General features: G+C 37.6%; 25 protein-coding genes. 8 read left to right on the forward strand and 17 right to left on the reverse strand.

The window, feature by feature from the left end:
* Positions 1–41: 41 nt before the first annotated feature.
* A complete protein-coding gene (gene ilvD / locus AB8525_RS01085) occupies positions 42–1709 on the forward strand; it encodes a dihydroxy-acid dehydratase (RefSeq protein ID WP_369178109.1) in 1668 nt (555 codons plus the stop codon).
* 428 nt (positions 1710–2137) lie between these two features.
* Here ilvD and AB8525_RS01090 read toward each other — a convergent pair whose 3' ends face one another.
* From AB8525_RS01090 to AB8525_RS01125, 8 genes are all read right to left on the reverse strand, one after another.
* Positions 2138–2791 carry an ImmA/IrrE family metallo-endopeptidase gene (locus AB8525_RS01090; RefSeq protein WP_369178111.1) on the reverse strand — a complete coding sequence of 218 codons (654 nt, stop codon included), beginning with the start codon at positions 2789–2791 and terminating at the stop codon, positions 2138–2140.
* 2 nt (positions 2792–2793) lie between these two features.
* A complete protein-coding gene (locus tag AB8525_RS01095) occupies positions 2794–2967 on the reverse strand; it encodes a hypothetical protein (RefSeq protein ID WP_369178113.1) in 174 nt (57 codons plus the stop codon).
* A 461-nt stretch (positions 2968–3428) separates the two neighbouring features.
* Complete coding sequence (gene rnr, locus AB8525_RS01100) at positions 3429–5546, reverse strand: ribonuclease R (RefSeq protein ID WP_369178115.1); 2118 nt, start codon at positions 5544–5546, stop codon at positions 3429–3431.
* Between the two features lie 6 nt (positions 5547–5552).
* Positions 5553–6872, reverse strand: a complete 1320-nt coding sequence (locus AB8525_RS01105; protein ID WP_369151921.1) for an adenylosuccinate synthase — start codon at positions 6870–6872, stop codon at positions 5553–5555.
* Between the two features lie 10 nt (positions 6873–6882).
* Positions 6883–7842, reverse strand: a complete 960-nt coding sequence (locus AB8525_RS01110) for an ATP phosphoribosyltransferase regulatory subunit (RefSeq protein WP_369151923.1) — start codon at positions 7840–7842, stop codon at positions 6883–6885.
* A 5-nt stretch (positions 7843–7847) separates the two neighbouring features.
* Entirely contained in the window at positions 7848–8705 is an 858-nt protein-coding gene (gene hflC, locus AB8525_RS01115; protein ID WP_369178117.1) for a protease modulator HflC, read from the reverse strand.
* Positions 8705–9862, reverse strand: coding sequence for an FtsH protease activity modulator HflK (gene hflK / locus AB8525_RS01120; protein ID WP_369151928.1), 1158 nt, complete (start codon positions 9860–9862; stop codon positions 8705–8707). The genes hflC and hflK overlap by 1 nt, the downstream gene beginning before the upstream one ends.
* 47 nt (positions 9863–9909) lie before the next feature.
* Positions 9910–10098, reverse strand: a complete 189-nt coding sequence (locus AB8525_RS01125) for a hypothetical protein (protein WP_369151931.1) — start codon at positions 10096–10098, stop codon at positions 9910–9912.
* Between the two features lie 85 nt (positions 10099–10183).
* Between AB8525_RS01125 and AB8525_RS01130 the strand changes: the two genes are divergently transcribed.
* From AB8525_RS01130 to AB8525_RS01160, 7 genes are read left to right on the forward strand one after another with little or no spacing between them, the layout of a single operon-like run.
* Positions 10184–12370, forward strand: coding sequence for an LPS-assembly protein LptD (locus tag AB8525_RS01130; protein ID WP_369178118.1), 2187 nt, complete (start codon positions 10184–10186; stop codon positions 12368–12370).
* Positions 12371–12374: 4 nt separating this feature from the next.
* Positions 12375–12950, forward strand: a complete 576-nt coding sequence (locus tag AB8525_RS01135) for a hypothetical protein (RefSeq protein WP_369151936.1) — start codon at positions 12375–12377, stop codon at positions 12948–12950.
* A gap of 1 nt (position 12951) precedes the next feature.
* Positions 12952–13695 (forward strand): 23S rRNA (guanosine(2251)-2'-O)-methyltransferase RlmB, encoded by a 744-nt coding sequence (gene rlmB, locus AB8525_RS01140; RefSeq protein WP_369178120.1) that lies wholly within the window; start codon positions 12952–12954, stop codon positions 13693–13695.
* A gap of 46 nt (positions 13696–13741) precedes the next feature.
* Entirely contained in the window at positions 13742–14245 is a 504-nt protein-coding gene (locus tag AB8525_RS01145) for a DUF177 domain-containing protein (protein ID WP_369178121.1), read from the forward strand.
* Between the two features lie 10 nt (positions 14246–14255).
* Positions 14256–14453, forward strand: coding sequence for a 50S ribosomal protein L32 (gene rpmF / locus AB8525_RS01150; protein ID WP_369151944.1), 198 nt, complete (start codon positions 14256–14258; stop codon positions 14451–14453).
* A 6-nt stretch (positions 14454–14459) separates the two neighbouring features.
* On the forward strand, positions 14460–15473 hold the full coding sequence (gene plsX / locus AB8525_RS01155; protein WP_369178123.1) for a phosphate acyltransferase PlsX: 1014 nt from the start codon (positions 14460–14462) through the stop codon (positions 15471–15473).
* Positions 15470–16414 carry a beta-ketoacyl-ACP synthase III gene (locus tag AB8525_RS01160; RefSeq protein WP_369151948.1) on the forward strand — a complete coding sequence of 315 codons (945 nt, stop codon included), beginning with the start codon at positions 15470–15472 and terminating at the stop codon, positions 16412–16414. The genes plsX and AB8525_RS01160 overlap by 4 nt, the downstream gene beginning before the upstream one ends.
* A 10-nt stretch (positions 16415–16424) precedes the next feature.
* Here AB8525_RS01160 and AB8525_RS01165 read toward each other — a convergent pair whose 3' ends face one another.
* The 9 genes from AB8525_RS01165 to AB8525_RS01205 all read right to left on the reverse strand — a co-directional run bounded on the left by AB8525_RS01165 (position 16425) and on the right by AB8525_RS01205 (position 25256).
* Positions 16425–18611, reverse strand: coding sequence for a polysaccharide biosynthesis tyrosine autokinase (locus AB8525_RS01165; protein ID WP_369178125.1), 2187 nt, complete (start codon positions 18609–18611; stop codon positions 16425–16427).
* Positions 18612–18616: 5 nt separating this feature from the next.
* Positions 18617–19381 carry a polysaccharide biosynthesis/export family protein gene (locus tag AB8525_RS01170; protein ID WP_369178127.1) on the reverse strand — a complete coding sequence of 255 codons (765 nt, stop codon included), beginning with the start codon at positions 19379–19381 and terminating at the stop codon, positions 18617–18619.
* A gap of 52 nt (positions 19382–19433) precedes the next feature.
* Positions 19434–19868: a low molecular weight protein-tyrosine-phosphatase gene (locus tag AB8525_RS01175; protein WP_369178129.1), complete on the reverse strand. Its 435-nt coding sequence runs from the start codon at positions 19866–19868 to the stop codon at positions 19434–19436.
* The gene (locus tag AB8525_RS01180; RefSeq protein WP_369178131.1) at positions 19861–20907 is read right to left on the reverse strand and encodes a glycosyltransferase; all 1047 of its coding nucleotides are present in this window, start codon (positions 20905–20907) and stop codon (positions 19861–19863) included. Before AB8525_RS01180 ends, AB8525_RS01175 begins: the two co-directional genes overlap by 8 nt.
* Before the next feature lie 61 nt (positions 20908–20968).
* Positions 20969–21715 (reverse strand): glycosyltransferase family 2 protein, encoded by a 747-nt coding sequence (locus AB8525_RS01185; protein WP_369151960.1) that lies wholly within the window; start codon positions 21713–21715, stop codon positions 20969–20971.
* Positions 21712–21924 carry a hypothetical protein gene (locus tag AB8525_RS01190; RefSeq protein WP_369178133.1) on the reverse strand — a complete coding sequence of 71 codons (213 nt, stop codon included), beginning with the start codon at positions 21922–21924 and terminating at the stop codon, positions 21712–21714. Before AB8525_RS01190 ends, AB8525_RS01185 begins: the two co-directional genes overlap by 4 nt.
* A 721-nt stretch (positions 21925–22645) precedes the next feature.
* Positions 22646–23452, reverse strand: coding sequence for a glycosyltransferase family A protein (locus AB8525_RS01195; protein ID WP_369151964.1), 807 nt, complete (start codon positions 23450–23452; stop codon positions 22646–22648).
* Entirely contained in the window at positions 23449–24483 is a 1035-nt protein-coding gene (locus AB8525_RS01200) for an EpsG family protein (protein ID WP_369178134.1), read from the reverse strand. Before AB8525_RS01200 ends, AB8525_RS01195 begins: the two co-directional genes overlap by 4 nt.
* Positions 24483–25256, reverse strand: a complete 774-nt coding sequence (locus AB8525_RS01205) for a glycosyltransferase family 2 protein (protein WP_369178136.1) — start codon at positions 25254–25256, stop codon at positions 24483–24485. Before AB8525_RS01205 ends, AB8525_RS01200 begins: the two co-directional genes overlap by 1 nt.
* Positions 25257–25324 lie beyond the last annotated feature (68 nt).

Consider the following 25324-nt stretch of genomic DNA (forward strand, 5'->3'; position numbering starts at 1 on the left):
TTAGTCTAAAATTTAGTCCTTTATATCCATACCCAGTAATTATGTCTTCAAAATCTAGAAAATACTCCTCTCAAGTTGTTGATGGTTACGAGCGCGCACCCAGTCGTGCTATGCTTTATCCAGTCGGTTTTAACAAAGAGGATTTCAGCAAACCCCAAGTTGGCATTGCCTCCACTTGGTCAATGGTAACCCCATGTAATATGCACATCAATCAACTGGCAGATGAAGCAGAAAAAGGCGTGAATGCCTCTGGCGGCAAAGGTGTTATCTTTAATACCATTACCATCTCAGACGGTATTTCTATGGGTTCTGAGGGAATGAAATACTCTCTAGTTTCTCGTGAAGTGATTGCCGATTCTATTGAAACTGTTGTTGGTTGTCAAGGTTTTGATGGCGTGGTAGCCATTGGTGGCTGCGATAAAAATATGCCTGGTTGCATCATCGGCTTGGCACGCCTCAATCGCCCTGGTATTTTTGTTTATGGTGGCACAATTCAACCGGGTCAAGGACACACCGATATTGTCAGTGTGTTTGAAGCCGTTGGACAATTTGCCAATAACACCATTGATGCGATTGCACTAGAAAATATTGAAAAAACTGCCATCCCTGGTGCAGGTTCTTGCGGAGGAATGTACACCGCCAATACCATGGCAAGTGCCATTGAAGCCCTAGGTATGAGTTTGCCCAATTCCTCAGCACAAAATGCCATATCGGCAGATAAAAACAACGATTGTGTGCGTGCTGGCGAAGCCGTACTGCATTTATTAGACAAAGACATCAAGCCAAACGACATTATGACACTCAAAGCATTTGAAAATGCCATCACCGTCATTATTACCCTTGGTGGCTCCACCAATGCAGTGCTACACCTGATTGCCATGGCACACGCTGCGGGCGTTAAATTAACCTTGGATGACTTCACTCGCATCGGTAAAAATGTTCCCGTCATTGCTGACCTTAAACCCTCAGGTAAATATATGATGAGCGAATTGGTAGCAATCGGTGGCACCCTACCCCTAATGAAAATGCTACTAGACGCTGGACTGCTCCACGGCGACTGTATGACAGTTACAGGTCAAACTATGGCAGACAACCTAAAAGCGGTTAAACCCTATGCCGATTCACAAGAAATCATCAAATCCCTAGACCACCCAATCAAAGCAGATTCGCACCTACGGATTCTATACGGCAACCTTGCAAGCGAAGGTTCTGTAGCAAAAATCACCGGTAAAGAAGGCTTGAGTTTCCAAGGCACAGCAAAATGTTTCGGCAGAGAAGAAGACGCACTCAGTGCCATCCTCAACGACCAAATAACAGCAGGTGATGTCATCGTCATTCGCTACGAAGGCCCTGCTGGCGGACCTGGTATGCGTGAAATGCTCGCCCCCACCGCTGCCGTAATGGGCAAAGGCTTAGGTGGTAAAGTTGCCCTCATCACCGATGGTCGTTTCTCTGGTGGCACTCACGGCTTCGTCGTTGGTCACATCACTCCAGAAGCCTTTAAAGGTGGCGTCCTAGCCGCCGTTGAAGACGGCGATGAAATTTTAATTGATGCTGAAAATAATGTTTTAGAGTTAATTGTTGACCAATCTATTGTTGATGAGCGTTTGTCTAAATGGGTGCAACCAAAACCAAACTACACCAAAGGTGTATTGGCTAAATTTGCTAAATTGGCTAAATCCGCTTCTGAGGGTGCAGTAACTGACTAAAGAATAGTTTTTGTTAGTTTTTGTAAATGTAAGAGGTTCAACCTCTTACATTATTTATAAAAAGTGCTGATAATTGTTCGTTTTGGTGTGCTTAAACGAACAAGATAAAATCCCATAGGGGTGAAACCTTTGTAGCACAAGAAACCACCACAAACCCAAACTCCGTAGGAGTGAAACCTAAAATCTAAGATGCCAAATATCGACACCTTTAAAACGAGTGTATTCCTTTCTTAGAAAAATTTGAAATTGATTGTAATGAAAAATACTTATTTATAAGGAATGATTAATAAATTGTGTCGCACCTAACGGTGCTAATCTATTTGTTGCACTTATTGCTACAAAGATAATGCCCCCCCCTATGGAGCAAAAAATAAGCCTGTAGAGAATGATTTTGATAATGATTGCATTAATATTTTATAAAATAATACTCAAAACTTTTCGTATATCTCTAAAAATTTATTTTGAATTTCCTTATCTTTTCTTATCTCTATGATTTGAGTTGGGCATCTTAATTGTAACGCTATATCATGATTACTATTATTAGATTTAAACCAATCGGATTCAAAATATTGTTTAGGTATTAAGAGTTCCATTGCACCATAATAAGCAATATTCTCAGATGCTTGACCATCATCTTTAGGGGTAGAGTCTAACATCAAAAAAGAAACTAATTCTATAAATTCAGCTACATACTCAACAGTTTTCAAGTCACCATTTTCATTCATTAATAAATGATTTAGTTCTTTTGCAACAATAAAACGACTATAACAATAATTTAAATTTTTGTTAACATAAATATCCGCTGATTTTCTTTTTTCAACAACAAATCCATTTACATCTGGAGCCATATTATTGTCAAAATATTTTATACGAATAGACTTATTGATTTTTTGTTCAATTATATCAAGCAAACTCGTTCTATCTTCTTTAGCAGCCCAGCCAGAAGGATTATTTTGAGCAGTAATTGCTATAGGTCTTAAAAAGGTTAATTCGGGCGTAGCATCTGAATTATTTTTTTCAAAGTAGGAGGTTATACAGGAAAAAGAGGCAGAAATTGATTCCTGCCAAAGAGCATCAGACACAACTAAAAGTCAACAAAATCATTTAACATACCATCTTTGTCTGCCCTAATCGCCTCTTTTATTTGATTAAGTATTTCACTAGGAGCAGATGTGGCATTACCAAGTGCTAACTTTACATCAACTAATGTATCACCATCGCTTAGTTCAAAATACGCTTGTAGTTTTTTATTATTCATAATTTTAATTTTTGTTATAATATTTTTCTTGCTTCGTTGAGAGTGTCGTGAATGAAGTTTCGTTGCTACTTAGTCCAGTCAGCCCATAGTTTAGCTTCTTTAACTTTATCTGTCACTGAAAACTCCATATAGTAGTTAACTAAATTAGCAACTATTATACTAGATAATTAGACTATATCAACATCTAGTTAATAAAATAAATTGAAGATAGTTTAATAAAGGCTAACTAGCCGTAATTAACCTCCCATAGTTATACAATACTACCACTTACTAAGCCCTAATCCAAAAGTAAAGATTGCAAAGATAGCGCTACCCTTTGCCCCGTCTGTGTTTGCAAAAAATATTAGTTCCATCTATAGTTTGGCGGCTATTTTTTGTAAATGCAGACGGGGTAAAGGGGATGCTAGGTTTGTGGTTTCTATTTTTGGATTGGGGCTAAGGTAAATTTAAAAAAAATAATTTTATTCCACAGGCACAAACACCATCTGCCTATCATCTAGGTTGACTGAGGCAACTTGAATGGTAATTTTATCGCCAAGTTGGAAGGTTTTACCGGTGCGTTGGCCTTTGAGTTTGTGATGGATGTCGTCGAAGGCGTAGAAGTCATCTTTTAGATCGCGAATGGAAATCATTCCTTCGGTATAGACTTCAACGAGTTCAATGAAGATACCGAAACTGGCGATTCCTGAGATGATGCCGTTAAAGGTTTCACCAACTTTGTCACGCATGTATTCGCATTTGAGCCATTGTTCAACATCACGGGTGGCATCGTTGGCTCGGCGTTCTGTAACGGACATGTGTTCGCCCATTTCTGCCATTTTTTTACTGGGTTTGTGGATGTTTTTGTTGAGAACTCGGTTAATTGCACGATGAACGAGCAGGTCGGGGTAGCGTCTGATTGGGGAGGTGAAATGCGTGTAATCTTCGAAAGCTAAACCAAAATGACCTTCATTATCGGGGGTGTAAATCGCTTGTTTCATGGTGCGTAGGACGATTGTTTTAATGATATTTTCATCATCACGGCCTTTAGCATCTTGTAGCACTTGGGCAAAATGCACAGTTTCTGGTTGGTCGCCTCCTTTTAGAGTTAAGCCGACTGCGGTTAAAAATTGACGGGTAACTTCGACTTTTTCTGCGGTGGGTTTTGGGTGGACACGATATAGAAAGTCTTCTTCGTTTTCAGCGAGATATTTGGCAGTGGCTTGGTTTGCCATGAGCATACATTCCTCAATGAGTTTGTGAGCATCATTGCGGGAAGTAGCAACGATATTTTCTATTTTTCCGTTGTCGTCAAATAAAATTTGGGTTTCAATGCGATCAAAGTCCATTACACCACGGCGAGTTCTGGCTTCTTTTAGGGCTTTGTATAGATCATATAGTGCGTTTAGATTGTCCATAACGCTGCTGTATTCTTGAGTTAATACTGCATCATGGTCTTCTAAAATTTTTCCGACCTTAGTGTAGGTCAAGCGTGCATGGGAGAACATTACTGCTGGGAAAAATTTGTAGTCAAGTAGGTTACCTTGTGCGTCAATATTCATTTCACAGGTCATACATAGGCGTTCTACATCAGGGTTAATTGAGCATAGCCCGTTTGAAAGCTCTTCGGGTAGCATGGGAATGACGCGTCTTGGGAAGTAAACCGAGTTACCACGGTCAATTGCATCGATATCGAGAGCTGAACCTTCTACTACATAGTGAGAAACATCGGCAATGGCAACGACTAATTTCCAGCCGTTGTTGGTTGGTTCTGCATAGACGGCATCGTCAAAATCACGGGAGTCTTCGCCGTCAATTGTAATTAGTTTCATCTTGGTGATGTCAATACGCCCTTGTTTCTCTGCTGCGGTAACTTCAGTTGGTAGTTGGACTGTTTCAGCTAAGGTTGCTTCTGAAAAATCGACAGGAATGCCGTTGCGATAGAGTGCAGCTTCAGTCTCAACACCTTCGTCCATATAATCGCCAAGGATTTTGGTAATCTTACCCTCTGCAAGGTCTTTTAGTGTAGGTGCTTTGGTTAATTCGACCACAACCATTTGTTCATTTTTGTTATCAGGATTAACCTCTTGAATGATAATATTATTGCAAACGCGTCTGTCATCGACCACTATCCAAGATTCATTTTTGCCTATATGTAGCCGTCCGACAAAGGTGGTGCGGCTTTCAAGCACTTCTACAATCTCAGAATCACCTCGTGCATCTAGCATTCGCACTTTGACTCTGTCGCCGTGATAGACTTGCTTCATTTGGTAAGCAGAAAGGCGTAAATCTTGTTCGTAGTCGTCTAATACCACAAAGCCAAAACCTTTTGGATTGGCGGTGATTGTGCCAAGCATAATATCGCGTTCTGGGTCAAAAATATTATACATTTCTTCACGGTCTAAAGTCAGTTGCTGGTCTCGAACCATTGCTCTTAGGCGATGTGTTAGGGGTTTTTTCTGTTTACCATTCACATCCATTGCAACAACTAAGTCGTCAAATGACTGGGGTTTTTGTTGTACAAATTCAAGAATATATTCTCTTGATGGGATGGGGTTGTCGTATTTTTCTGATTCTCTATTTTTGTGTGGATCGCTCATAATTTTTTACTCGTCAAATGGGTGGTTTAAGATCAGAGTTTCTTCACGATCTGGACCAGTGGATAAAATATCTACAGGCAAGTTTGAAAGTTCTTCAATCTTGCGAATATAGTCTTGTGCTTGCTGTGGCAGGCTGTTAAATGAATCTGTACCAATGGTGGAAGTTTTCCAGCCTGGCATTACAATATAGATGGGTTTTGCATCGGCATAGCCTTGTGCATCGTAGGGCGGTGTGGTGATTTGCTTGCCATTCAATTCGTAGGCTATACAAATTTTGATGCTATCTAATGAATCTAACACATCAAGTTTGGTTAAACAGATACCAGTAACGGCGTTGAGATTAAATGAGCGATTAAGGGTTACCATGTCTAGCCAGCCGCAACGGCGTTGTCGCCCTGTCGTAGCACCAAATTCATGTCCAACTGTGCCCAGGACTTTGCCGATTGCATCACCTTTATCGGTGCTAACATCGTAAATCAATTCGGTTGGAAATGGTCCGCCACCGACACGGGTGGTGTAGGCTTTAACGATACCAAGGACATAGTCAATATCAGTAACACCGACACCTGATCCTGTTACTGCACCGCCTGAGGTGGTATTTGAGGAAGTGACAAATGGATAGGTGCCTTGGTCAATGTCTAGTAATGCACCTTGTGCACCTTCAAATAGGAGGTTTTCATTGTTGGCAATGTGTTGATGAATTTTCTCAGTAATATCGGTAATCATTGGAATCACGGTTTTGGCTTGTTCTAGGGCTTCTGCCAAGACTGTATCGTAATCTAAGGTTTGGGCATTGTAATAATGCTGTAGGGCAAAGTTATGGTATTCCATTACTTCTGCCAATTTCTCAGCAAAGGTGTCTAAATCTAATAAATCGCCTACACGCAAGCCACGACGCGCTACTTTGTCTTCGTAAGCAGGGCCAATACCGTTGCCAGTAGTGCCAATCGCAGATTTTCCTCGTTTGGCTTCTCTGGCGTTGTCTAGTGCGACATGGTAGGGCATAATTAACGGGCAGGCTGGCGAGATTTTGAGACGGGATTTAGCGTCAACGCCAGCAGTGTCTAATTCACCCAATTCTTTAATCAGTGCAGACATAGAAAGCACCACGCCATGACCGATGAGGCATTCAACGCTATCGCGTAAAATACCAGATGGAATAAGATGTAATACGGTTTTTTGGCCGTCAATTACCAAGGTGTGCCCTGCATTGTGCCCCCCTTGAAAACGCACCACGCTTGATACTTTGTCAGTAATTAAATCAACCACTTTACCTTTGCCTTCATCTCCCCATTGAGTGCCGATAATAACAACATTTTTTGACATAATTTATTTCCTAATTATTTTCTGATTGCGATAAAAACTTTAAATCAAATGAAAAGCCAGTTGCCGCCCTTGATTGCCCAAACGAAGCACTGAGTCCATTGTAGCGACCTCCTTGTGCTAACGCTTTGGAGTAATTTTCACTGTAAGCAGAGAAAATAACACCTGTATGATATTCATAGGTTTTGAGTTCGCCAAGGTCAAATACGACTTTAACTTCTGCGGCGTTCAGTTGGGCGCTGATATTGGTTAAATCTTGAATGGCTGCCTGTGCCTTAGGTAGATTTTTAAATAGTGCTGACGCTGCTTCTAAAACACTGGCATCACCTTCTAGCTGCATCAATGCACTAAACTTATCGGCATTTTTGAGTTTGTTGGTGTTTAAAAAAACAGTCAAATCAGGTATAGAACGCTTGACAAAGATGTGTCTGAGTGTTAATGCCAGTTCTTCTACCAACAATTCGTCTTCAATTAGTGCATCAAAGATGGCAATATTGCCCAAGCTTAACACAATGGGGCTAATCTCCAGTAGTTTCAAACTTGCTAACATCAATTCAATAACTTCAACATCAGCGCTAATATCTTCAGTGCCATATAATTCAGCCCCTGCTTGAATAGGTGAACGAGAGGCGTAAAAATCATCAGCTTTAGTTTGCAAAATGCTATTTACATAACAATATTTTGCACTTTTGCTGTTGTTGTTCTTGGCATCAATACGGGCAATTTGCGGGGTAATATCCGCATGCACACCTAGCATTTTTCCACTAGCGGGATCTAAAAATTTAAAGGTTTTCTGATTTACTGAGTCGCTGGTAAGTAGTAAAGATTCTACATTTTCTACCATCGGCGGAATTACCAAGCCAAAGCCTTTTTCCTTGTATAAATCCAACAATTGACGACGCACCAATTCAAACGCCAACGCCCCATCACCCGTTAATTCATCAATACCTTCAGGCAATTGCCAAGCACTCATTGTGATTACTTGACTTCTGGATTAAAGTGACGAAAAAACTGCGTATTTGGATTTAACACCATAATATCATTTTGACCTGAAAACGCTTTTTTATAAGATTCTAACGAGCGATAAAATGAATAGAAATCCACATCTTTAGTATAAGCTTGTGCATAATTATTGGCAGAAAGTGCATCACCTTCGCCTCGAATTTTTTCACTATCGCGATAGGCGTCTGCCAAAATAATCGTGCGTTTCTTGTCAGCTGCTGCTCGAATAATTTCCGCTTCTTCCGCACCTTTTGACCTAAATTCCTTAGCCACTCGTTGGCGTTCTGCTTGCATACGACGATACACAGAGTTAGACACTTCTTGCGATAAATCAATGCGTTTGATACGCACATCAACAATCTCAATACCAAATTCAGCAATATCTTTTTTCGCTAATTTGGCAATGCTTGACATAATTTCACTGCGTTCACCCGATACCACATCGGCAATGGTGCGTTTAGAAAATTCACTTTTCAGCCCCGTTTTAATAATTTGTGCCAAGCGGTTTTTGGTTCTTGCCATATTACCCCCCGTCGATTTATAAAACTGTTCAGCATCGGTAATACGCCATTTCACATAAGAATCCACAATCACATTTTTCTTTTCCCCTGTCAAAAACCGATCCGCTGGCGTGTCCAAAGTTTGGATACGATTGTCAAATTTCACCACATTATTCACAAATGGCATTTTGAATTTAAGCCCTGGCTCACGATCAACATACACGATTTCACCCAAGCGAAGTTTAATGGCTGTCTGTGTTTCACTCACTGTATATAATGCTGAAATGCTAATAAAAAGCACCAATACAACAATAACTATTCCTAATTTTTTCATTATCTAATCTCCCTATTGCGGAATACATTTCTAATATTACCGCCCTGCTTATCTTGTTCTGGCTGCACACCTTGCATAACAACCTCGGTGCTAGACCTATTGGCATTAATTAATTTGTCAATCGGCAAATACATCATGCTATTGGCTTTTGAATCTACCACCACTTTACTGGTATTCGCCAATACAATTTCCATCGTCTCCCGATATAGGCGCTCCTTAGTCACTTTAGGGGCTTTTTTGTATTCTGCTAAAATCTGCTTAAAACGCGATGCCTCACCTTCAGACTTAGAAACTACTTTCGACTTATAGGCCTTGGACTCTTCCAATATGCGCGCCGCCTTACCCCGAGATTTTGGCAAAATATCATTGGCATAAGTTTTTGCTTCGTTAATCAATCGCTGCTTATCTTCTCGTGCCTTCACCGCATCCGAAAACGCCGCCTGCACGGGCTCTGGTGGTTGTGCATCCTGCATATTAACCGTGGTAATAATCAACCCCGCCTGATAAGTATCCAATAAGGCTTGTGATTTTTCTTGAATATCATCCGCAATTGCCACACGACCGTCTGTTAGCACATAATCCATCGTATTTTTACCGACCACTTGACGAATGGCGCTTTCCACAGCGTGACGCAAAGTCAACCTAGGATTGGCCACATTAAACAAATAAGCCTGCACATCATCAATCTTATATTGCACCGCAAACTTGGCATCAATCATGTTTTCATCCTTAGTCAACATCAACGACTCAGACGACACATTGCCACCACGACGATTACTAACCGCATCCCGATAACCAATTTGTGCTGTTCTAATCTGCTCAACATTAATACGATTAAGCGTTTCAATTGGATATGGAAAATGCCAATGTGGACCTTGTCCAGTTTCTTCTTGGAAAGCACCAAAACGCAATACCACACCTTTCTCAGCGGGGTCAATAATATAGATACCTGATAATGCCCATAAAATAATTCCGACAAGGAATATATACTTAAGTCCACCTGTTGAAGGGGCGGTAGTTTTACCCGAACCTGATTTTGGTTTGCCGCCAATAATGCCACTAAATTTATCTTTAAATTCTTTAATTACATCGTCTAACTCTGGTGGGGTTTGACCATTGCCACCCCAAGGGTTTTTTTTATCGTCGTTCCAAGCCATGAAATTCCTCTGTGTTTTATAAAATCTCGGTTATTTTACCCAAAATATTAGAGGTTGAAGTTTCTATTATTATTAAATTTTTTTGTTCTAATGAGACCTTTGCATAAATAGGGATGATTAGCAAAATGACAGATTTTATTAAATTGGAAATTTTTTAAATCCACTCCTAGCAGGGTTAAGGGTGTTTTTAAAAAGTTTGTAATTTGATGAAAGATGGCGTTTTGATGATTATTCATATTTATGCAAAGGTCTCCTAATATATGTCTTATATAAATGTTAAAATTCACACTTATTTTTTAAAATTAAATACAGATATCAATTATGAGAAAGTTACTCGCTCTTTCTACACTACTTTTATTGTCAGGCGTTGTCAGTGCACAAGAGGCAGGATACACCGTTAATTGCAGTAGCACACCACTACTTTTCCCTAAACAAATGCTTTCTACCGACCCTGAAAATGTGGATGTAACTACAGATCACAGTGAAGGCAGTGAAGGTAACTATCTATTAACAGGTAATGCGTCTTTAAATACAACTGAATACTATCTATCGGCTGATAATATCAAACTGAATAAAGCCACTAAAACTTCAAGTGCCAAGGGCAATGTTAAATTCCAAGGCAAAGATATTATGCTTACGGGTGATAGCGTTGTCATTAAAAAACAGGATAATAAAATATTACATACTGCTTTTGAGCAAGCCAATTACCATTACCCAAAAGCCAAAATTAACGGACAAGCAGCAAAAATCGTTGACAGCGGTAACAAGCAAACTTTTGATTTAATGAGCTATAGTTTGTGTCCAATCGGTAATACAGACTGGCAAATGAAAGCAGACAAGGTAACGCTGGACACAAAAGCCAATTTGGGTGTTGCTGAAAATGTTACTGTTGAGTTTATGGGTATACCTATTTTTTACTCACCGCATCACGAATGGACATTAAAAGGCAGAAGTTCTGGATTTTTAGCACCAAGCATGGGTGATTACACCGAATCAGATGCCAGTGCAAGCAAAGGCTACCAAATTCGCGTTCCTTACTATTTTAATATTACTACCGATCGTGATTTTTTATTAACTTTAAACCATATTTCTACTCGAGGTAGTGTCGTTGAAGGTAAATACCGTCAACTATTAGATAAAGGTCGTATTGAAATTGAGGGACATTACTTAGATAAGGACAAAATCAAAAAAGACAATCGTTGGTTGCTGAATACAAAATTAGATTTATCCTTAAATGACAAGACTGAATTAAGCGTTATTACTAATCGTGTGTCAGACCGCGATTACCTTAAAGAAATTGCACACAAAAATACAGATGAGATTTCATTGATGTCGTCAGTAAATATGGCTTATGATGATAAAATTAAAAATATCACTGGTGGTGTTTTTGCAGAAAAGGAGCAATTACTTTCTGGTGATGCTGAATACACTCGTGCCGGTGAAATATTCCTTAATAAAAAGGTAGGGGGGGTGGGTAAGAGAGAGGCGAATTTTTCCATTATTACTACTCAGTTTGAACATAAAAATGCAAACACTACTAACAAGAAAGAGGGCTCACGCCGACATATTCAAGCAGACTTTAGTCGTCATATTGAAACCAATGCCTATTCAATAGAGCCCAAATTTACTGTTTCTAAAACTCACTACGCAATGAAGAGTGATGCCAATCAAGACCGTTCTATTTATAGTTTTGGCATTGACTCAAAACTGCTACTTGAAAGAAACACCAGTCTGTTTGGCAAAAGTTTAATACAAACACTAACCCCAAGATTGGCTTACAACTACACCCCTGGTAAAGACCAAAGTGCCTTACAAAATTTTGATTCTGAATATATGGGCGAGTCATATGAAAACCTATTTTCAGGCAAGAAATTTACCGGACTGGATAGAATTAGCAAAACCAACGATGTGGTGATTGGGCTTGAATCCAGTTTCATTGACAAAAACACGGGTGAAACTTACTTAACCCTAAAAATCGCACAAGCACATCATTTAAGCGATACAACAATGCAACTGGATGGCACATTAGTCACTCAAAATAAGAGGTCAAATATCGCAGCTGGTGCCGATATAACGCTGGATAAATTTACTTTTAAAAACGCCATACAATACGATACTTACACTAAATCAGTTGCAAGAAGTAACACTACTTTAAGCTATGTTTTAAATCCAAGAAAATTCATCTCTCTTACCCATGAAAATGATGCAGGCAAGAGGACAGCAGGTGTTTATGGTGCGTATCCAATCTCTCGGAAAGTGCATTTATTTGCAGGGGTTAATCGCTCTCTCAGTGACTCAATCACCAACAGAAAAACAGTCGGTTTCGCTTATGGATCTTGCTGCTGGGCAATACGCGTTGCACACTTTGACGAATACACCAGTGCAGGTATTCACGATAAAGTCACTAAATTTGAATTAGTATTAAAAGGCTTAGCGTCAAGCGACTCTGCCTTAGCAACGCGTTTAGAAAAAGAAATACCTAACTACCTAGTTGACTTAGAGAAATAAAATAATGAAAATCATATTCGCATTTTTATTAAGTTTGTCATCTGTAGCTTTTTCTACACCAAATAGCATCATTGCTATCGTCAATGATACCGTCATTACCATGGACAGCATCAGTGCTAAGATCAACAAAAAAACTACGGTAAAGCAAAAAATAGCCTTAGTTCAACAACAAATTGACATTGCCTTACAAAAAGAAAAAATTCAAACATTAGGTATTACCCTTAAAGCAGATGCCGTCAATAAAGTGTTGGACAATGTTGCCAAACAAAATGGCTTGACCATAGCACAACTTCGCTCTAACAATCAATTTGAACAAATTGTTGCCACCGTCACTCAAAATCTTACCCTTAATGGGCTTGAGAAGATGGTCTTACAACAAGCCAATATCACTCTAACTCAAGCAGAAATTGATGAAACACTAGCTAATAACCCTAAAAAATCAGCTGTAACAGCGATGGTACATCTTGCCAATATCAAAGCACAACTCATCCGTGTTAAGCAAATTGCTTTCTTTCAAGGTTGGATAAAAAGTTTACGCAAAGATGCTTACATCGAGATTTTTACAGACAAATTGAAGTAACATGTCTAAATCCATCGTCATCTTTGGATTTCACCCAATCCAAGCACAGCTCGAAACCACACCAGAATGTCTATTAAAAGTCTGGACATTAGATAACCGTCACGATAAACGCCTAAATACTATTGTCACGCAACTCAATCAACTCGGTGTCAATACTTTTCCAGCCAGCAAACAGCAATTAGATAAACTCACTAAAAATCAAACCCATCAAGGTATTGTAGCGGAAATATTATTACCCACCCTGCCCAACCAAGATGAACTAATGACTTATGTTGCTAAACTGGAAAAATCTGCTTTCATTCTAATTTTAGACTCAATTCAAGACCCGAGAAATTTGGGGGCTTGTTTGCGTAGTGCCAATGCAGCCGGTGTAGACTGTGTGGTGATTAACAAAGACGGTTCGGCACCAATCAATGCCTTGGTGCATAAAACTTCAGCAGGTGCACTTAATCAACTTAAAATATTCTCAGTGACTAATTTGGCACGCACTATTAAAGCACTTAAAGAAGTTGATATCTGGATTACGGGCTTAGACGGCTCAACAGAAACTTCACTCTACCAAGTAGATTTAACCGCAGCAATCGCTATTGTTATGGGTTCTGAGGGCTTAGGACTGCGTGTATTAACTAAGAAATCTTGCGACCAATTGGCAATGATTCCAATGCGGGGTAATGTGGAAAGTTTAAATGTTTCTGTGGCGACAGGTATCGCCCTATTTGAAGCCAGCAGACAACGACTAAATTAAATACATTTATGTTGCTATTTTTGGTAAAATTATTGAGTTTTTTATTATGAAACAAGGAATACCGGAAATAATTAAACTTTTTAAGTTCGCTGCTAAGGGGCTTATCTTTTCACAGCAATATCAAGTGAAGGATTTCCCCCGAATCAGCAAACTGGCAAGTAATTCAGAATCACCCGTTGCCGTTAAAGTTAATTTTAGCCTTGAAGAAGGCAGGATTCCTTGTATTAAAGGTGAAGTTAAGTTGGATTTGGCACTTACCTGCCAGCGCTGTTTAAATGAAGTTAGTGTTCATTTAACTCCTAAATTTCAACTTGCTTTTTTAAAAAACGAGCAACAAGGTGAGAAGTTAGCCCCTTGTTTTGAGATAATTCTGAACGCTGACGAAGAATTTTCGACCATAGAATTTATAACAGATGAAGTGTTAATCTCTGTGCCGATGACCCCCATGCATGAGCATGAATGTGTATCGTATCAGGATACTTTACCGGCAGAAGCGTGTAAGCGTGAAAACCCTTTTGCAATATTAGAACAATTAAAAAATAAAAAATAGGAGTATTAAAATGGCTGTACAAAAAAGTAGAAAAACCCCATCAAAAAGAGGCATGCGTCGTTCACACAACGCACTAGCGAGCCCTGCTTTATCCGAAGATCAAGAAACAGGCGAAACGCATTTGCGTCACCACATCACTGCTGATGGCTACTACCGGGGTAAAAAAGTGATCAATAAAGCACAAGAAGTGCCAGAAGTAGAAGCGTAATTCCCAATGACAATCAAGGTATCTATTGATGCCTCAGGGGGGGATTATGGGATACCTGTTACTATTGTAGCAGGTGTTAAAGCCTTGGGTGCATTTGCAGATTTACACCTAGTTTTTGTGGGGGATGCGTCCAGCATTCAAGCACAACTTGATCAACATCCTGATAGTAAAAAACTCGCCAAGCGTTTTAGTATTACTCACGCAAGTGAAGTAGTTGCGATGAACGAATCCCCTGCTATTGCACTACGCAAAAAGAAAGATTCTTCAATGCGTGTTGCTATTAATCTCGTCAAAGATAACACAGTTAATGCCTGCGTTAGTGCAGGTAACACAGGGGCGTTAATGGCAATTTCTCGTTTCGTGCTTAAAACCATCAAAGGCATTGACCGCCCTGCGATTATGGGGCGTATACCAACTATGGATGGACACACTCACATGTTGGATTTAGGTGCCAATGTTGATTCCACTCCTAAGGCTTTACTTGAATTTGCCATTATGGGTGCTATTGCCGTCAAACACACTGAAAATATTAGTGCGCCAAGTGTGGGCTTGCTCAATATCGGTGAAGAAGAAATGAAAGGCAATGAGAATATTAAAAAAACCTCGGAACTGCTTGAAAATTCAAACTTAAACTATGCTGGTTTTGTTGAAGGTGATGATATCTATAAAGGCACGGTTGACTTAGTCGTTTGTGATGGGTTTGAAGGTAATATTGCCCTTAAAGCTAGTGAAGGCGTGGCATCAATGATGGGGCATTACCTTAAACAAGCTTTCACTAAAAACCTTTTCACCAAAATTATCGCTCTCATTGCCACGCCGGTTTTAAAAGATTTTAAAGCCAGTCTTAATCCTGGTAAATATAATGGTGCCAGTCTATTAGGGCTTCGGGGTATTGTGGTTAAAAGCCATGGGGGTGCAGATGCAGAGTCATTTTTTCAAGCAATTAAAGAAGCACACCTTGAAGCCAACGCTAAAATTATTAAAAAAATTGAAAGCCAAGTGGCTTCGGAATTAGAATGAATAAATTTGCAAGAATTATCGGCACAGGCTCTTACTTGCCTCCCAAGATAGTAACCAACGACGACCTATCCAAAACTATTGACACCACAGATGAATGGATTACCAGTCGCACTGGTATTCAAGAAAGACGCGTGGTTACCAATGAAAGTACTTGCGATTTAGCCGAGATTGCTGCCAAAAACGCCCTAGAAATGGCAGGTATTGCTGCCAGTGAGTTGGATTTAATTATTTTAGCCACTACCACTCCTGATAAAATATTTCCTGCAACAGCAACAATACTGCAAAATGCACTGGGTGCTAATTGCCCTGCGTTTGATTTACAATCAGTCTGTGCTGGTTTTATTTTTGCACTCACTACTGCCGAGCAATATATTAAAACAGGGGCTGCCAATAAAGTCTTAGTGGTTGGCAGCGAGACTTTATCCCGCATTGTTGATTGGAACGACCGTGGCACTGCCATTTTATTTGGCGATGGTGCAGGTGCAGTTGTGCTTGAGGGTAGTGAAGAAACAGGTATTTTGCATTCAAAATTATTCAGTGATGGGCGTTATCTCTCTTCTTTGCAAGTTAGCAATAATCGTATTAACGAAGTCGGTATTATTGAGATGGCGGGTAACGAAGTCTTTAAAATTGCCGTCAGTCGTCTCTCTGCTTTGGCAGAAGACACACTCAAAGAATGCAATATGACAGCAGAAGAGTTAGATTGGATGGTGCCGCATCAAGCCAATATTCGTATCATTTCAGCCGTTGCCAAACGCATTAAAACCCCGATGGACAAAGTTATTGTTACCCTACCTAAACACGGTAACACCTCTGCTGCCTCTATTCCTTTGGCATTAGATGTGGCAGTGCGTGATGGACGCATTCAAAAAGGGCAAAAACTATTGCTTGAAGGAATTGGCGGTGGATTTAGCTGGGGCAGTGTTTTACTGCAATTTTAAATTACCAAATTTATGATTTGTACTCATAATGATAATGTGCATATTTCCCATACCCTGCGCGTGGCTGCAGGGCATTAAAAATAAAACCTCGTGGCTCAATATTATTTTGCTGAAGTCGTTTAACGGTAGCTTGAATTTCTGCCATTGAATGTGCGCTATAACGCAATAAAACAAAAGTTGTCCCGCACAAATTACCAATAATGGCGGCATCAGTAACAGCAAGTAATGGTGGAGTGTCAATTAAAATTAAATCATATTCTTTAGATAAATGCTTCAAATTTTTTGCAAAATTTTCGTGCAACAGCAACTCAGAAGGATTTGGCGGAAGATTTCCCGTGGTGATAATATCAACATTTTTAAAGCCACTATTGCGAACGACATTTTTTATGTCAGATTTTTGCACAATCAACTCACTTAAACCAGGACTACGCGAAACATTATATTCTTCGTGAATATGTCCTTTACGCATATCTGCATCAATAAGTAGCACTTTTTGATTAGATTGGGCAACTATATGAGCAAAATTGGTTGAAACAAAACTTTTACCAATGCCAGGAGATGGTCCTGTTATCATCACAATGTTGTTCTTGGCTTCAAGCAAGGCAAAATGCAGATTAGTGCGTAAACTTCTCAAGCCCTCAAGGGAAATATCTTTAGGGTCTTGTTCACATAAAATAGCATGCTTAACTTTACCCGTATTTCTGTCTTTACCGAGTAATACTTGTGCTGGGCTGAGTGGCACATTGGCGTACACAGGGATATTGGTATTTTGTTCGATTAAATCAGGGTTTTCCACGCCTTTATTCATAGCACGACGCACAAGCACCCATGCAATAGCCGCAAGCAAACTCAGTAGCGTACTAACAAAGACAATCAGTAATTTTTTAGGCTTAATAGGACGCTCAGCAGTCAAGGCACTATCAATAATACGCACATTGCCTACTGTTCCTGCTTTGACGACCTTTAATTCTTGGGTTTTATTTAATAATTGCGTATAAATTGTGGTCGCCACTTCCACATCACGAGACAGGCGCAATATTTCTTGCTGTGTTTTTGGCAGTCCGTGTGCTTTTCCGTTGATTCGCTCTAATTGCTCCTTGAGCTTAGCTTCTTGACTTGTTAGTGTTATCATAATCGGGTGAATATCGGTATATTTTTTAGATAAATCCGAACGCTTTACCTCTAATTCAGAAAGTTGTGTCTCAATAGTGATAATTCGATTAAGCAAGGATTGTGTCTCTAAAGTTAGATTAACTGAGCTTTTATTACCTCGATAATTATTGAGTTCGACTTCGGCTGCTTCCATTTCATCTTTAATTAAAGGGATTTGTTTTTGCAAAAAAATCAAACTGCGTTGAGCCTCTACTGAGGTGCGTTCAACATTTTGTCTTAGATAAAATGTTGAAATACTATCAATAATACGACTGATTAATGCTGAATCCGAACCTTCTAAACTAATGTTTAAAATACCTGTTTTCTTACCTATCTCAGTTACTTTAATGTCTTTTTTTAAGTCGTTAGCAATCTTGAAGCGATTACCCTTTGATAAGCTAAATTCAGTCCCTATTCTGGCAACTAACTCTGAAATAAATACTGTAACACCCTGTGCTTGTGCCAGTTCTCCTATTTTTCCTGTTAATAATGACTCGCCATTTGTATCAATAAGCTCGTATGTTTGATTTTCTTGTGCAACTAAGGTAATACCATCTTCTTGCAAAAGACGAGGTAGAGTAAGTTGTTCAATCTTAATGCGTTCACCGCCCCAAGCATAGCCAGTATAACTACTGTCTTGGGTAATGTTTTTGTCATTATTTCTGCGTGCAATAGCCGCACCAATAATCGGAAAATAATCGGGTTTAACTTGAATGTCTAAGTTAAGCCTGTCAATGGTTTTACCGATAATATTGCGTGATTTTATGATTTCAATCTCTGCTGAGGTAGGCGAGGCAGAAGAAAAATCAGCTAAATCACCCAAACTCAGCATATTACTAGATTTATCTTCGACTTGTAAAACCGTGTCGGCCCGATAGATTGGCGTGGCGACTAAGACATAAAATAAACTAATAACAAAAATGACAGCAGTAACAATCGCAATCAGCCATTTTTCTTCTACCAGAGTGCCAAATAATTCTTGTAAATCAATCTCATTTTCGCTATCAATAGATAGGTTTTGACTTGTGTGTGTTGAGGGTTCCATATAATTTAGTTACCTGCTGCTGCTTTTAAATTAGCCGATGGAAGAATATTGCTAATCACGCGATTCCATGAAGCAACACCCGCAGGTGCAATAAATACCACATCATTAGGTTTTAGATAAAATTGCCCTGCCAGAAGCATTGTATCGGCGGATTCACCATTAAATTGATAAATGGTTGGCTTGTTTTTATCGAGGCGACGGATAATATATATTTGCTGAGTATCGGCTGTGGCATTGTTAATACCGCCCAACAGTGTTGCATCTAAAAGACTCATTGGCGTGTTTGTAATTGCATAAGTTTTAGGTCTTTGCACCTCACCCATAATATGCACGCGTTTTGAATGGTATTCGCTAACGCTTACACTGATTTGAGGGTCGTTAATATATTTACTGAGTTTTTTAGTGAGCAGGATGCGAATTTGCTCAATGGATTTGTCAATGACTTTAACATTACCGATGTAGGGGTAAAAAATTTCCCCACTATTTTGCACAATTAAGCCGTTAGCCCTTCGATTTTTATTTTTATCACCATCAATAGTGCTTAAATTGTCATCACCCCAAACTTTAACTGTCAGTACATCCTGTCTGCCAATTTTATAGATAGGATTGTTTTCATGATTGGCATTCAACTTCTTAACCAATGCTGGGGTAATTAAAATGGTATCAGACATATCGCCATCATAGATATTTTTATCCATTTTCATACCTGGAGAACAGGCATTTAGTATCAATACAGCCGTGAATAATATCACAATTTTTGAATAATTCATTATTTTTATTTTTAATTGGAAAGAAATTATTTTACCGAATGTTGGGGTTATTTTACAATTTATTTACCCATTCATTAACGCCACGCTGAATCAATCTGAGTACTGATTCAAATTCATGTTTTGACTGTTTATAGGGGTCGGGAATTTCAAAATCACTCCATTTCCCCAATAAATGCACTCTGCCTCTTGATAATGGTGCAATATCATGTACTGCATCAATATGGTCTTTTTCCATCACCAGTACCAAGTCATATTCGCTCAATAATTCATCGTTCAATTGGCGCGCTTTATGCATGGAAATATCAACGCCTTGATCCAACATTAGCGCTTGTGCAGTTGCATCAGCACTATGCCCTACCAAAGCCCCTACTCCTGCTGATGCTATTTTTACCCCTTTTTGTTGAGCCAATCTATCACGCAACAACGCCTCAGCCATCGGACTGCGACAAATATTACCCACACATACCATTAAAATATTATCAAACATAGCGCGATTGAATACGACGATAAATAACGATATAAATCAACATAAATAAACACGCCCAGCCAATTAACGCCCACTTATTGTCAAACCAAAACACGGCAGGAATAATGCCCACCAAAGACAAGACCCATAAAAAAGGTGCTGTTAGACTGTTATTCATTATTTTATCGCCTTGAGGATGACGCTTTACTAAGATTTTATGTATCAGCGTATGCAAGTGGTAGGGGTCGGGTTCGCTAGCAGGGGTGTTGTGGATAATTTTCCTTCTATAAATACTAAATAATAACTCAAACATCGGATACATTAGTAGTAATAGCACAAACCAATTAGACAATTCATCGTGTCTGCTCACAAATACCAGACCAATCATCGACAACATTAAACCAATAAAATACGCCCCGCCATCACCCATAAACAATTTCCCCATTGGGAAGTTGAGTAAAAAGAAACCTAAAATAGACGCAATCAACAATAAATCAAGTTGCACTATCAATACATCACCTAATTGGTAAGCCACAATTGCCATCGCTGTTGATGCAAGCATCGCATAGCCCGACATTAATCCATTATAACCATCAATCACATTCACGCTATTCACCGCACCGCCAACCACTAACAGCGTAAACATCAAGCCGATTACCGGGTAAGACAATAAATTATCTGTCCACAGAAAACCCAATGAAGAAATACCAATATCAAGATATAAGAAAGCACTGCCAATAGAGAGCAATATAAACATTAAACGCCATAAGGGTGATATTTTGGCACTCAAATCTTCAATTAAACCGATAACAAAAATAGGCAATGAAATCAATAATATAGGCTGCAAAATGCTTTGAATATCGGGCGGTAGAAAATAACACCCAAAGGAGAAACTAAAGAACACCGCCAAACCGCCCACATGGGGTGCCGGATGATGGTGAAACTTTTGCACCCCGATTAAATCGTGCTGATTTAAAAACCACTGTTTTTTGTCTGCCAAAATGACAATCAAAACAGACAAAATTGCTGAAAATATTAAAGTAATTAGTGATGCTTGCAAAAAGAATTAATGAGAATAAATGAAGCAATTATACTTTATTGCTACCAACTTATAACTAAAGTTATTTAAAATATTGAAACACTTTTGAAATTGGTTTCAACATAAACATAAATAGATTAACAGGTAGCCCGTTATCTTTCCAAGACTGATAACTTTCTATATTTGCTTTAATAATATTCAACACATTTTTATTGCTCTCACCCCCAGTTCTCATTTTTACCAATACATAGGGCAGGTAGTGTGATGATATTTGATATCTTTCAAGAAATCTTAGCATTAATTCATAATCAGCAGCAATTTTATAACTCAAATTAAAACTACCGTATCTACTGTAAATATCTTTTTTAACAAAAAAAGTAGGGTGTGCAGGATGCCATCCTCTTTTAAATGCACCTTTTTTATAAGATGAAGACTTCCAAAACCTCACAACATTCTCTATTTTTTTTTGTTCTACATACTCTAAGTCCGCATACACACTATCAACTTCATATCGCTGAAACGCTGCTGAAATATTTTCAATAACACTGCTACCTGCATAAAAGTCATCGGCATTTAAAAATCCAATAACATCGCCAGTAGTCAAAGCAATACCTTTATTCATTGCATCATAAATACCAGCATCTTTTTCACTGACAAATTTTGATATTTTATTGCCATAATTTTTTACTATTTCAATAGTCCCATCGGTTGAACCGCCATCAATAACAATGTATTCAATATTTGCATAAGTTTGACTTAAAACCGAATGAATGGTTTCTCTTATAGTTTTCTTTGCATTAAAAACTACTGTAATAATAGATATTTTCATGTGTAAATAATATGTTTATTGAGACCTTTGCAGTGCGTATCCTCCCTTGCGGGTAAATAAGGATGATTAGAAAAATAACAAATTTTATTAAATTGGAAATTTTTTAAATCCACTCCTAGTAGAGCTAAGGGTGTTTTTACCCAGGGCTGCTTAGTGTTGCTAGAAAAGTTTGCAATTTGATGAAAGGTGGCACTTTGATGATTATTCATATTTATTCAAAGGTCTCTTGTTGCATAAATAGGAAATCTGCCTGAACATTTACCCCTGTTATCATCATAATACATATTGTAAACTCCTTTTAACTTAAAATTTTTATTAGACAGCTAATCAACAATACCATCTGCCAATGTCTGTTCAGTATAAAGCTCTATAAAAATAATTCGCAATAAATATATTTAAAGCGACCTTTGCAGTATATAACTTCTCTTGCGGATAAATAGGGTGATTAGTAAAAAACCATTTTTAAAAAATAATAATACAAAAACCAATCCTTATCCCCAATCCAAAAATAGAAATCACAAACCTAATACCATTTATAAAAAGTGCTGATAATTGTTTGTTTTAGTGTGCTTAAAAAATCAAGGATACTTATTGCTATCCTTGGTTTTTTAAGCACGCTAAAACGGACAATAATTAGTGCTTTTGTGTCATTACTTTTTATAAATGGTATAATACCACCCTTTGCCCCGTCTGCATTTACAAAAAATAGCCGCCGAACCTATGGGGGACTAATATTTTTTGCAAACACAGACGGGACAAAGGATAGCACTATCTTTGCAATCTCTACTTTATGGATTGGGGAATAATCATTTTCCCAATTTTGATAAGTTTTGGGTTAAAATTGATTCTATTTAGATGTAGATAAATTCCTCTGAATTATATAGTAGTGTGATGATTAAAATTAAATTCTCAATATTTTTTTGTACCTATTTAATTTAACCCCATGATGAGTTTTTTGAGTGTGGCAAGAATTCTAGTTAAAATAAATAATTTATTATAGCCTGGTGATATCAATAATTTAAAATATTCTCTAATTACATACGCATAATTTTTAAGTCTGTACTTGAATAAAATTTTCCTTCTACTTGCCGAATTAGGGCGTTCATAAATATAATAACAAACTTCATTACAAGGCTTACAAAGTTTTTTTATATTTATAGAAATAGTCGCCATAAATAAAGCGTCTTCACCATTTTTTAAATGAGTATCAAATCTAGTCTCGCCTATTATATTTCTGTGGATTAACTTTGCACACATGGGTGAATAATATTTACGAGTTTTAAACTTGGGCACCTCTGATTGAGAAAGTTTGTCGTATAATATTCCTACATAATGACTTGTTACAGTGTTAATGCTTTTCTTAAAATTATAAACCTTGGCAATTCCCATATATTCTTCTGTAGAAACCTCTAATAAATTGCTCAAATAATTGGGTGATACCAAATCATCGTCATCAATAAAAGCAATAAATTCTTCTTTAGAACAATCAATTAATTTATTTCTAGCATTAGAGACACCTAACTCTTTAATGTAGATATATTTAGAGTGAAAACTATACAATTTTAGTAAGGATAATATTTCATTTTCATAAGGCTGCTTACCCCCATTCAAAGCAATATAAACACAAAATTTATTCTTAGACAGAGTTTGAATGTCAAGAGAATCCAAACATTTTTTTAGATATTCTTGTGGCTTGTAAGTAGGAATAATAACTGCGATTTTTTTGTTATTTTTCATTTAACTGACTTTAAATTTTTGTCATCCTTAAACCAGAATACTTGATATGGAACAAGATGATTCTTGTATGGATTTGTATATGAAAGGTAAAAAGTAATTGCATACATTAATATTGAAAACAAAATTACTGCCAAGTAGAATTGTTTCTTTTTGAACTTGTATCTCAGTTCAGGAATTAACAAAATCAAATAAATAATAAAATAATAAGATATTCTTGCAGCCGCCTCCCCCATAAGAATAAATGCACTATACATACAAGCACCCACAATAAATACAGTGTAGTAAAACCTTGCTTCTATGGATTTAAAAGCATCAAAGAAAAGTATAAAAACAACAGACATTGACAATAAGAATACCTGCATGCTTGTTCCCGTTCCAGTATTGTAATCAGCATAAGAAGCATATCTAGGAATCTGTACAATAACATCAAGTAGAACAGATGTTACAAAAAATGAACTTATAATTAAAGCAATGGATGTTACTCTATTTAAACTGATTCTATTTAAAAAATAGATAACAACAGCAACAATTGCACTGTAATGAAACAGTGATGCTACTATTACTGTAGCAACATAGAAAAAAAATTTCCTTTGAAAAATATATTTAATTCCATAAAAAACTATGGCTATCGCACAATATTGTCTGATAATGCTAAAGGACATAAAATAAAAATACGGAATAGAGATAAAAATTAGTAGTGATAAAAAATAATCTTTACTGTAATTTTTTAAAACATAGTGAACACTATAAATAATGACATACGAAGTGACAATAAAAAATAACTGGGTAAAATCAATATAATTGGAGAATTTTGCTATATACTTGGATATAAGCTCAAATTGTGTATAATCTGTAAATGCTAAATTTGAGACTATTCTGTAATAATTCTCATAATCATAACCCACATCAAACCTAAAAGCAGAGAAAATAAATACAGTAAAAAACAGCACACCATATTTAAAATTTATTTTTTTAGTATTCCACAACCCGACAAATAGAATAATTAAATAAAAAAAAATATACGGCAGCATTATTGTCTCTCCCCAACATTAATCCTTTTTATTATTTTTGCTGGTAATTTATTTTTAATCATAATCCTTAATAAAACTAGGTAGTAAGCAAGCCGAATTTTTAATTTATATTGTTTGACTTTTTTTAAAATTCTTATTCTTTCTAATGTTGACTGTATCTCATTATTACTAGAGACTCCATCCATTGAAAAAACAGAAACAACCATTGGGATTTGCTTAAACCCATCCTTATTTTTGATATAAGCATTCAAGAGAAAATCATAGTCCCCTGCAATTTCATATTCCAAACTAAATGGATTTTTTTTCTGATAAATGGCATTAGTAAAAGAGCTTTGATGTCCCAATACTTGCCCATAGTACATGTTAGACAAATCCAAATTTGTCCTTAAAGATGTGTAAGTCCCATAATCAAGAACAGTATCTCCATATACGACCAACATATCGTTATCCAGTAAAGGAACCACTTTTTCTACGATACTTGTATCAAAAAAACCATCTCCCGCATTCATAAAATTCATCCAATCCCCGCTCGCCAAATTAACGCCCTTATTCATCGCATCATAAATACCTTTATCAGGTTCACTGACCCAGCGGGATATTTTGTCTTCATATCTTTTGATAACCTCTATCGTTCCATCTGTTGAACCGCCATCAATAATAATATATTCAATATTATCGTAGGTTTGATTAATAACATTTTGAATAGTTTTTTCCAAACCCTTGGCATCGTTGAATACAATTGTAATTATTGATATTTTTGGTGCTTTAATCATTTGCAGTTTCCTTAGTAAGTTTTGCAGTTATCTTTTGGATTAGGGTCTTGATAAAAATTTATATTTTT

The organism is Candidatus Thiodubiliella endoseptemdiera (assembly GCF_964212635.1).
Taxonomy (GTDB): Bacteria; Pseudomonadota; Gammaproteobacteria; order PS1; family Pseudothioglobaceae; genus Thiodubiliella; species Thiodubiliella endoseptemdiera.

What these genes read in the sequence shown, in the direction of transcription:
- ilvD (WP_369178109.1), top strand. Translation starts at nt 42, where the DNA reads ATGTCTTCAAAATCTAGAAAATACTCCTCTCAAGTTGTTGATGGTTAC.
- AB8525_RS01095 (WP_369178113.1), bottom strand. Translation starts at nt 2,967, where the DNA reads ATGAATAATAAAAAACTACAAGCGTATTTTGAACTAAGCGATGGTGAT.
- rnr (WP_369178115.1), bottom strand. Translation starts at nt 5,546, where the DNA reads ATGAGCGATCCACACAAAAATAGAGAATCAGAAAAATACGACAACCCC.
- AB8525_RS01105 (WP_369151921.1), bottom strand. Translation starts at nt 6,872, where the DNA reads ATGTCAAAAAATGTTGTTATTATCGGCACTCAATGGGGAGATGAAGGC.
- AB8525_RS01110 (WP_369151923.1), bottom strand. Translation starts at nt 7,842, where the DNA reads ATGAGTGCTTGGCAATTGCCTGAAGGTATTGATGAATTAACGGGTGAT.
- hflC (WP_369178117.1), bottom strand. Translation starts at nt 8,705, where the DNA reads ATGAAAAAATTAGGAATAGTTATTGTTGTATTGGTGCTTTTTATTAGC.
- hflK (WP_369151928.1), bottom strand. Translation starts at nt 9,862, where the DNA reads ATGGCTTGGAACGACGATAAAAAAAACCCTTGGGGTGGCAATGGTCAA.
- AB8525_RS01125 (WP_369151931.1), bottom strand. Translation starts at nt 10,098, where the DNA reads ATGAATAATCATCAAAACGCCATCTTTCATCAAATTACAAACTTTTTA.
- AB8525_RS01130 (WP_369178118.1), top strand. Translation starts at nt 10,184, where the DNA reads ATGAGAAAGTTACTCGCTCTTTCTACACTACTTTTATTGTCAGGCGTT.
- AB8525_RS01135 (WP_369151936.1), top strand. Translation starts at nt 12,375, where the DNA reads ATGAAAATCATATTCGCATTTTTATTAAGTTTGTCATCTGTAGCTTTT.
- rlmB (WP_369178120.1), top strand. Translation starts at nt 12,952, where the DNA reads ATGTCTAAATCCATCGTCATCTTTGGATTTCACCCAATCCAAGCACAG.
- AB8525_RS01145 (WP_369178121.1), top strand. Translation starts at nt 13,742, where the DNA reads ATGAAACAAGGAATACCGGAAATAATTAAACTTTTTAAGTTCGCTGCT.
- rpmF (WP_369151944.1), top strand. Translation starts at nt 14,256, where the DNA reads ATGGCTGTACAAAAAAGTAGAAAAACCCCATCAAAAAGAGGCATGCGT.
- plsX (WP_369178123.1), top strand. Translation starts at nt 14,460, where the DNA reads ATGACAATCAAGGTATCTATTGATGCCTCAGGGGGGGATTATGGGATA.
- AB8525_RS01160 (WP_369151948.1), top strand. Translation starts at nt 15,470, where the DNA reads ATGAATAAATTTGCAAGAATTATCGGCACAGGCTCTTACTTGCCTCCC.
- AB8525_RS01165 (WP_369178125.1), bottom strand. Translation starts at nt 18,611, where the DNA reads ATGGAACCCTCAACACACACAAGTCAAAACCTATCTATTGATAGCGAA.
- AB8525_RS01170 (WP_369178127.1), bottom strand. Translation starts at nt 19,381, where the DNA reads ATGAATTATTCAAAAATTGTGATATTATTCACGGCTGTATTGATACTA.
- AB8525_RS01175 (WP_369178129.1), bottom strand. Translation starts at nt 19,868, where the DNA reads ATGTTTGATAATATTTTAATGGTATGTGTGGGTAATATTTGTCGCAGT.
- AB8525_RS01185 (WP_369151960.1), bottom strand. Translation starts at nt 21,715, where the DNA reads ATGAAAATATCTATTATTACAGTAGTTTTTAATGCAAAGAAAACTATA.
- AB8525_RS01190 (WP_369178133.1), bottom strand. Translation starts at nt 21,924, where the DNA reads ATGAATAATCATCAAAGTGCCACCTTTCATCAAATTGCAAACTTTTCT.
- AB8525_RS01195 (WP_369151964.1), bottom strand. Translation starts at nt 23,452, where the DNA reads ATGAAAAATAACAAAAAAATCGCAGTTATTATTCCTACTTACAAGCCA.
- AB8525_RS01200 (WP_369178134.1), bottom strand. Translation starts at nt 24,483, where the DNA reads ATGCTGCCGTATATTTTTTTTTATTTAATTATTCTATTTGTCGGGTTG.
- AB8525_RS01205 (WP_369178136.1), bottom strand. Translation starts at nt 25,256, where the DNA reads ATGATTAAAGCACCAAAAATATCAATAATTACAATTGTATTCAACGAT.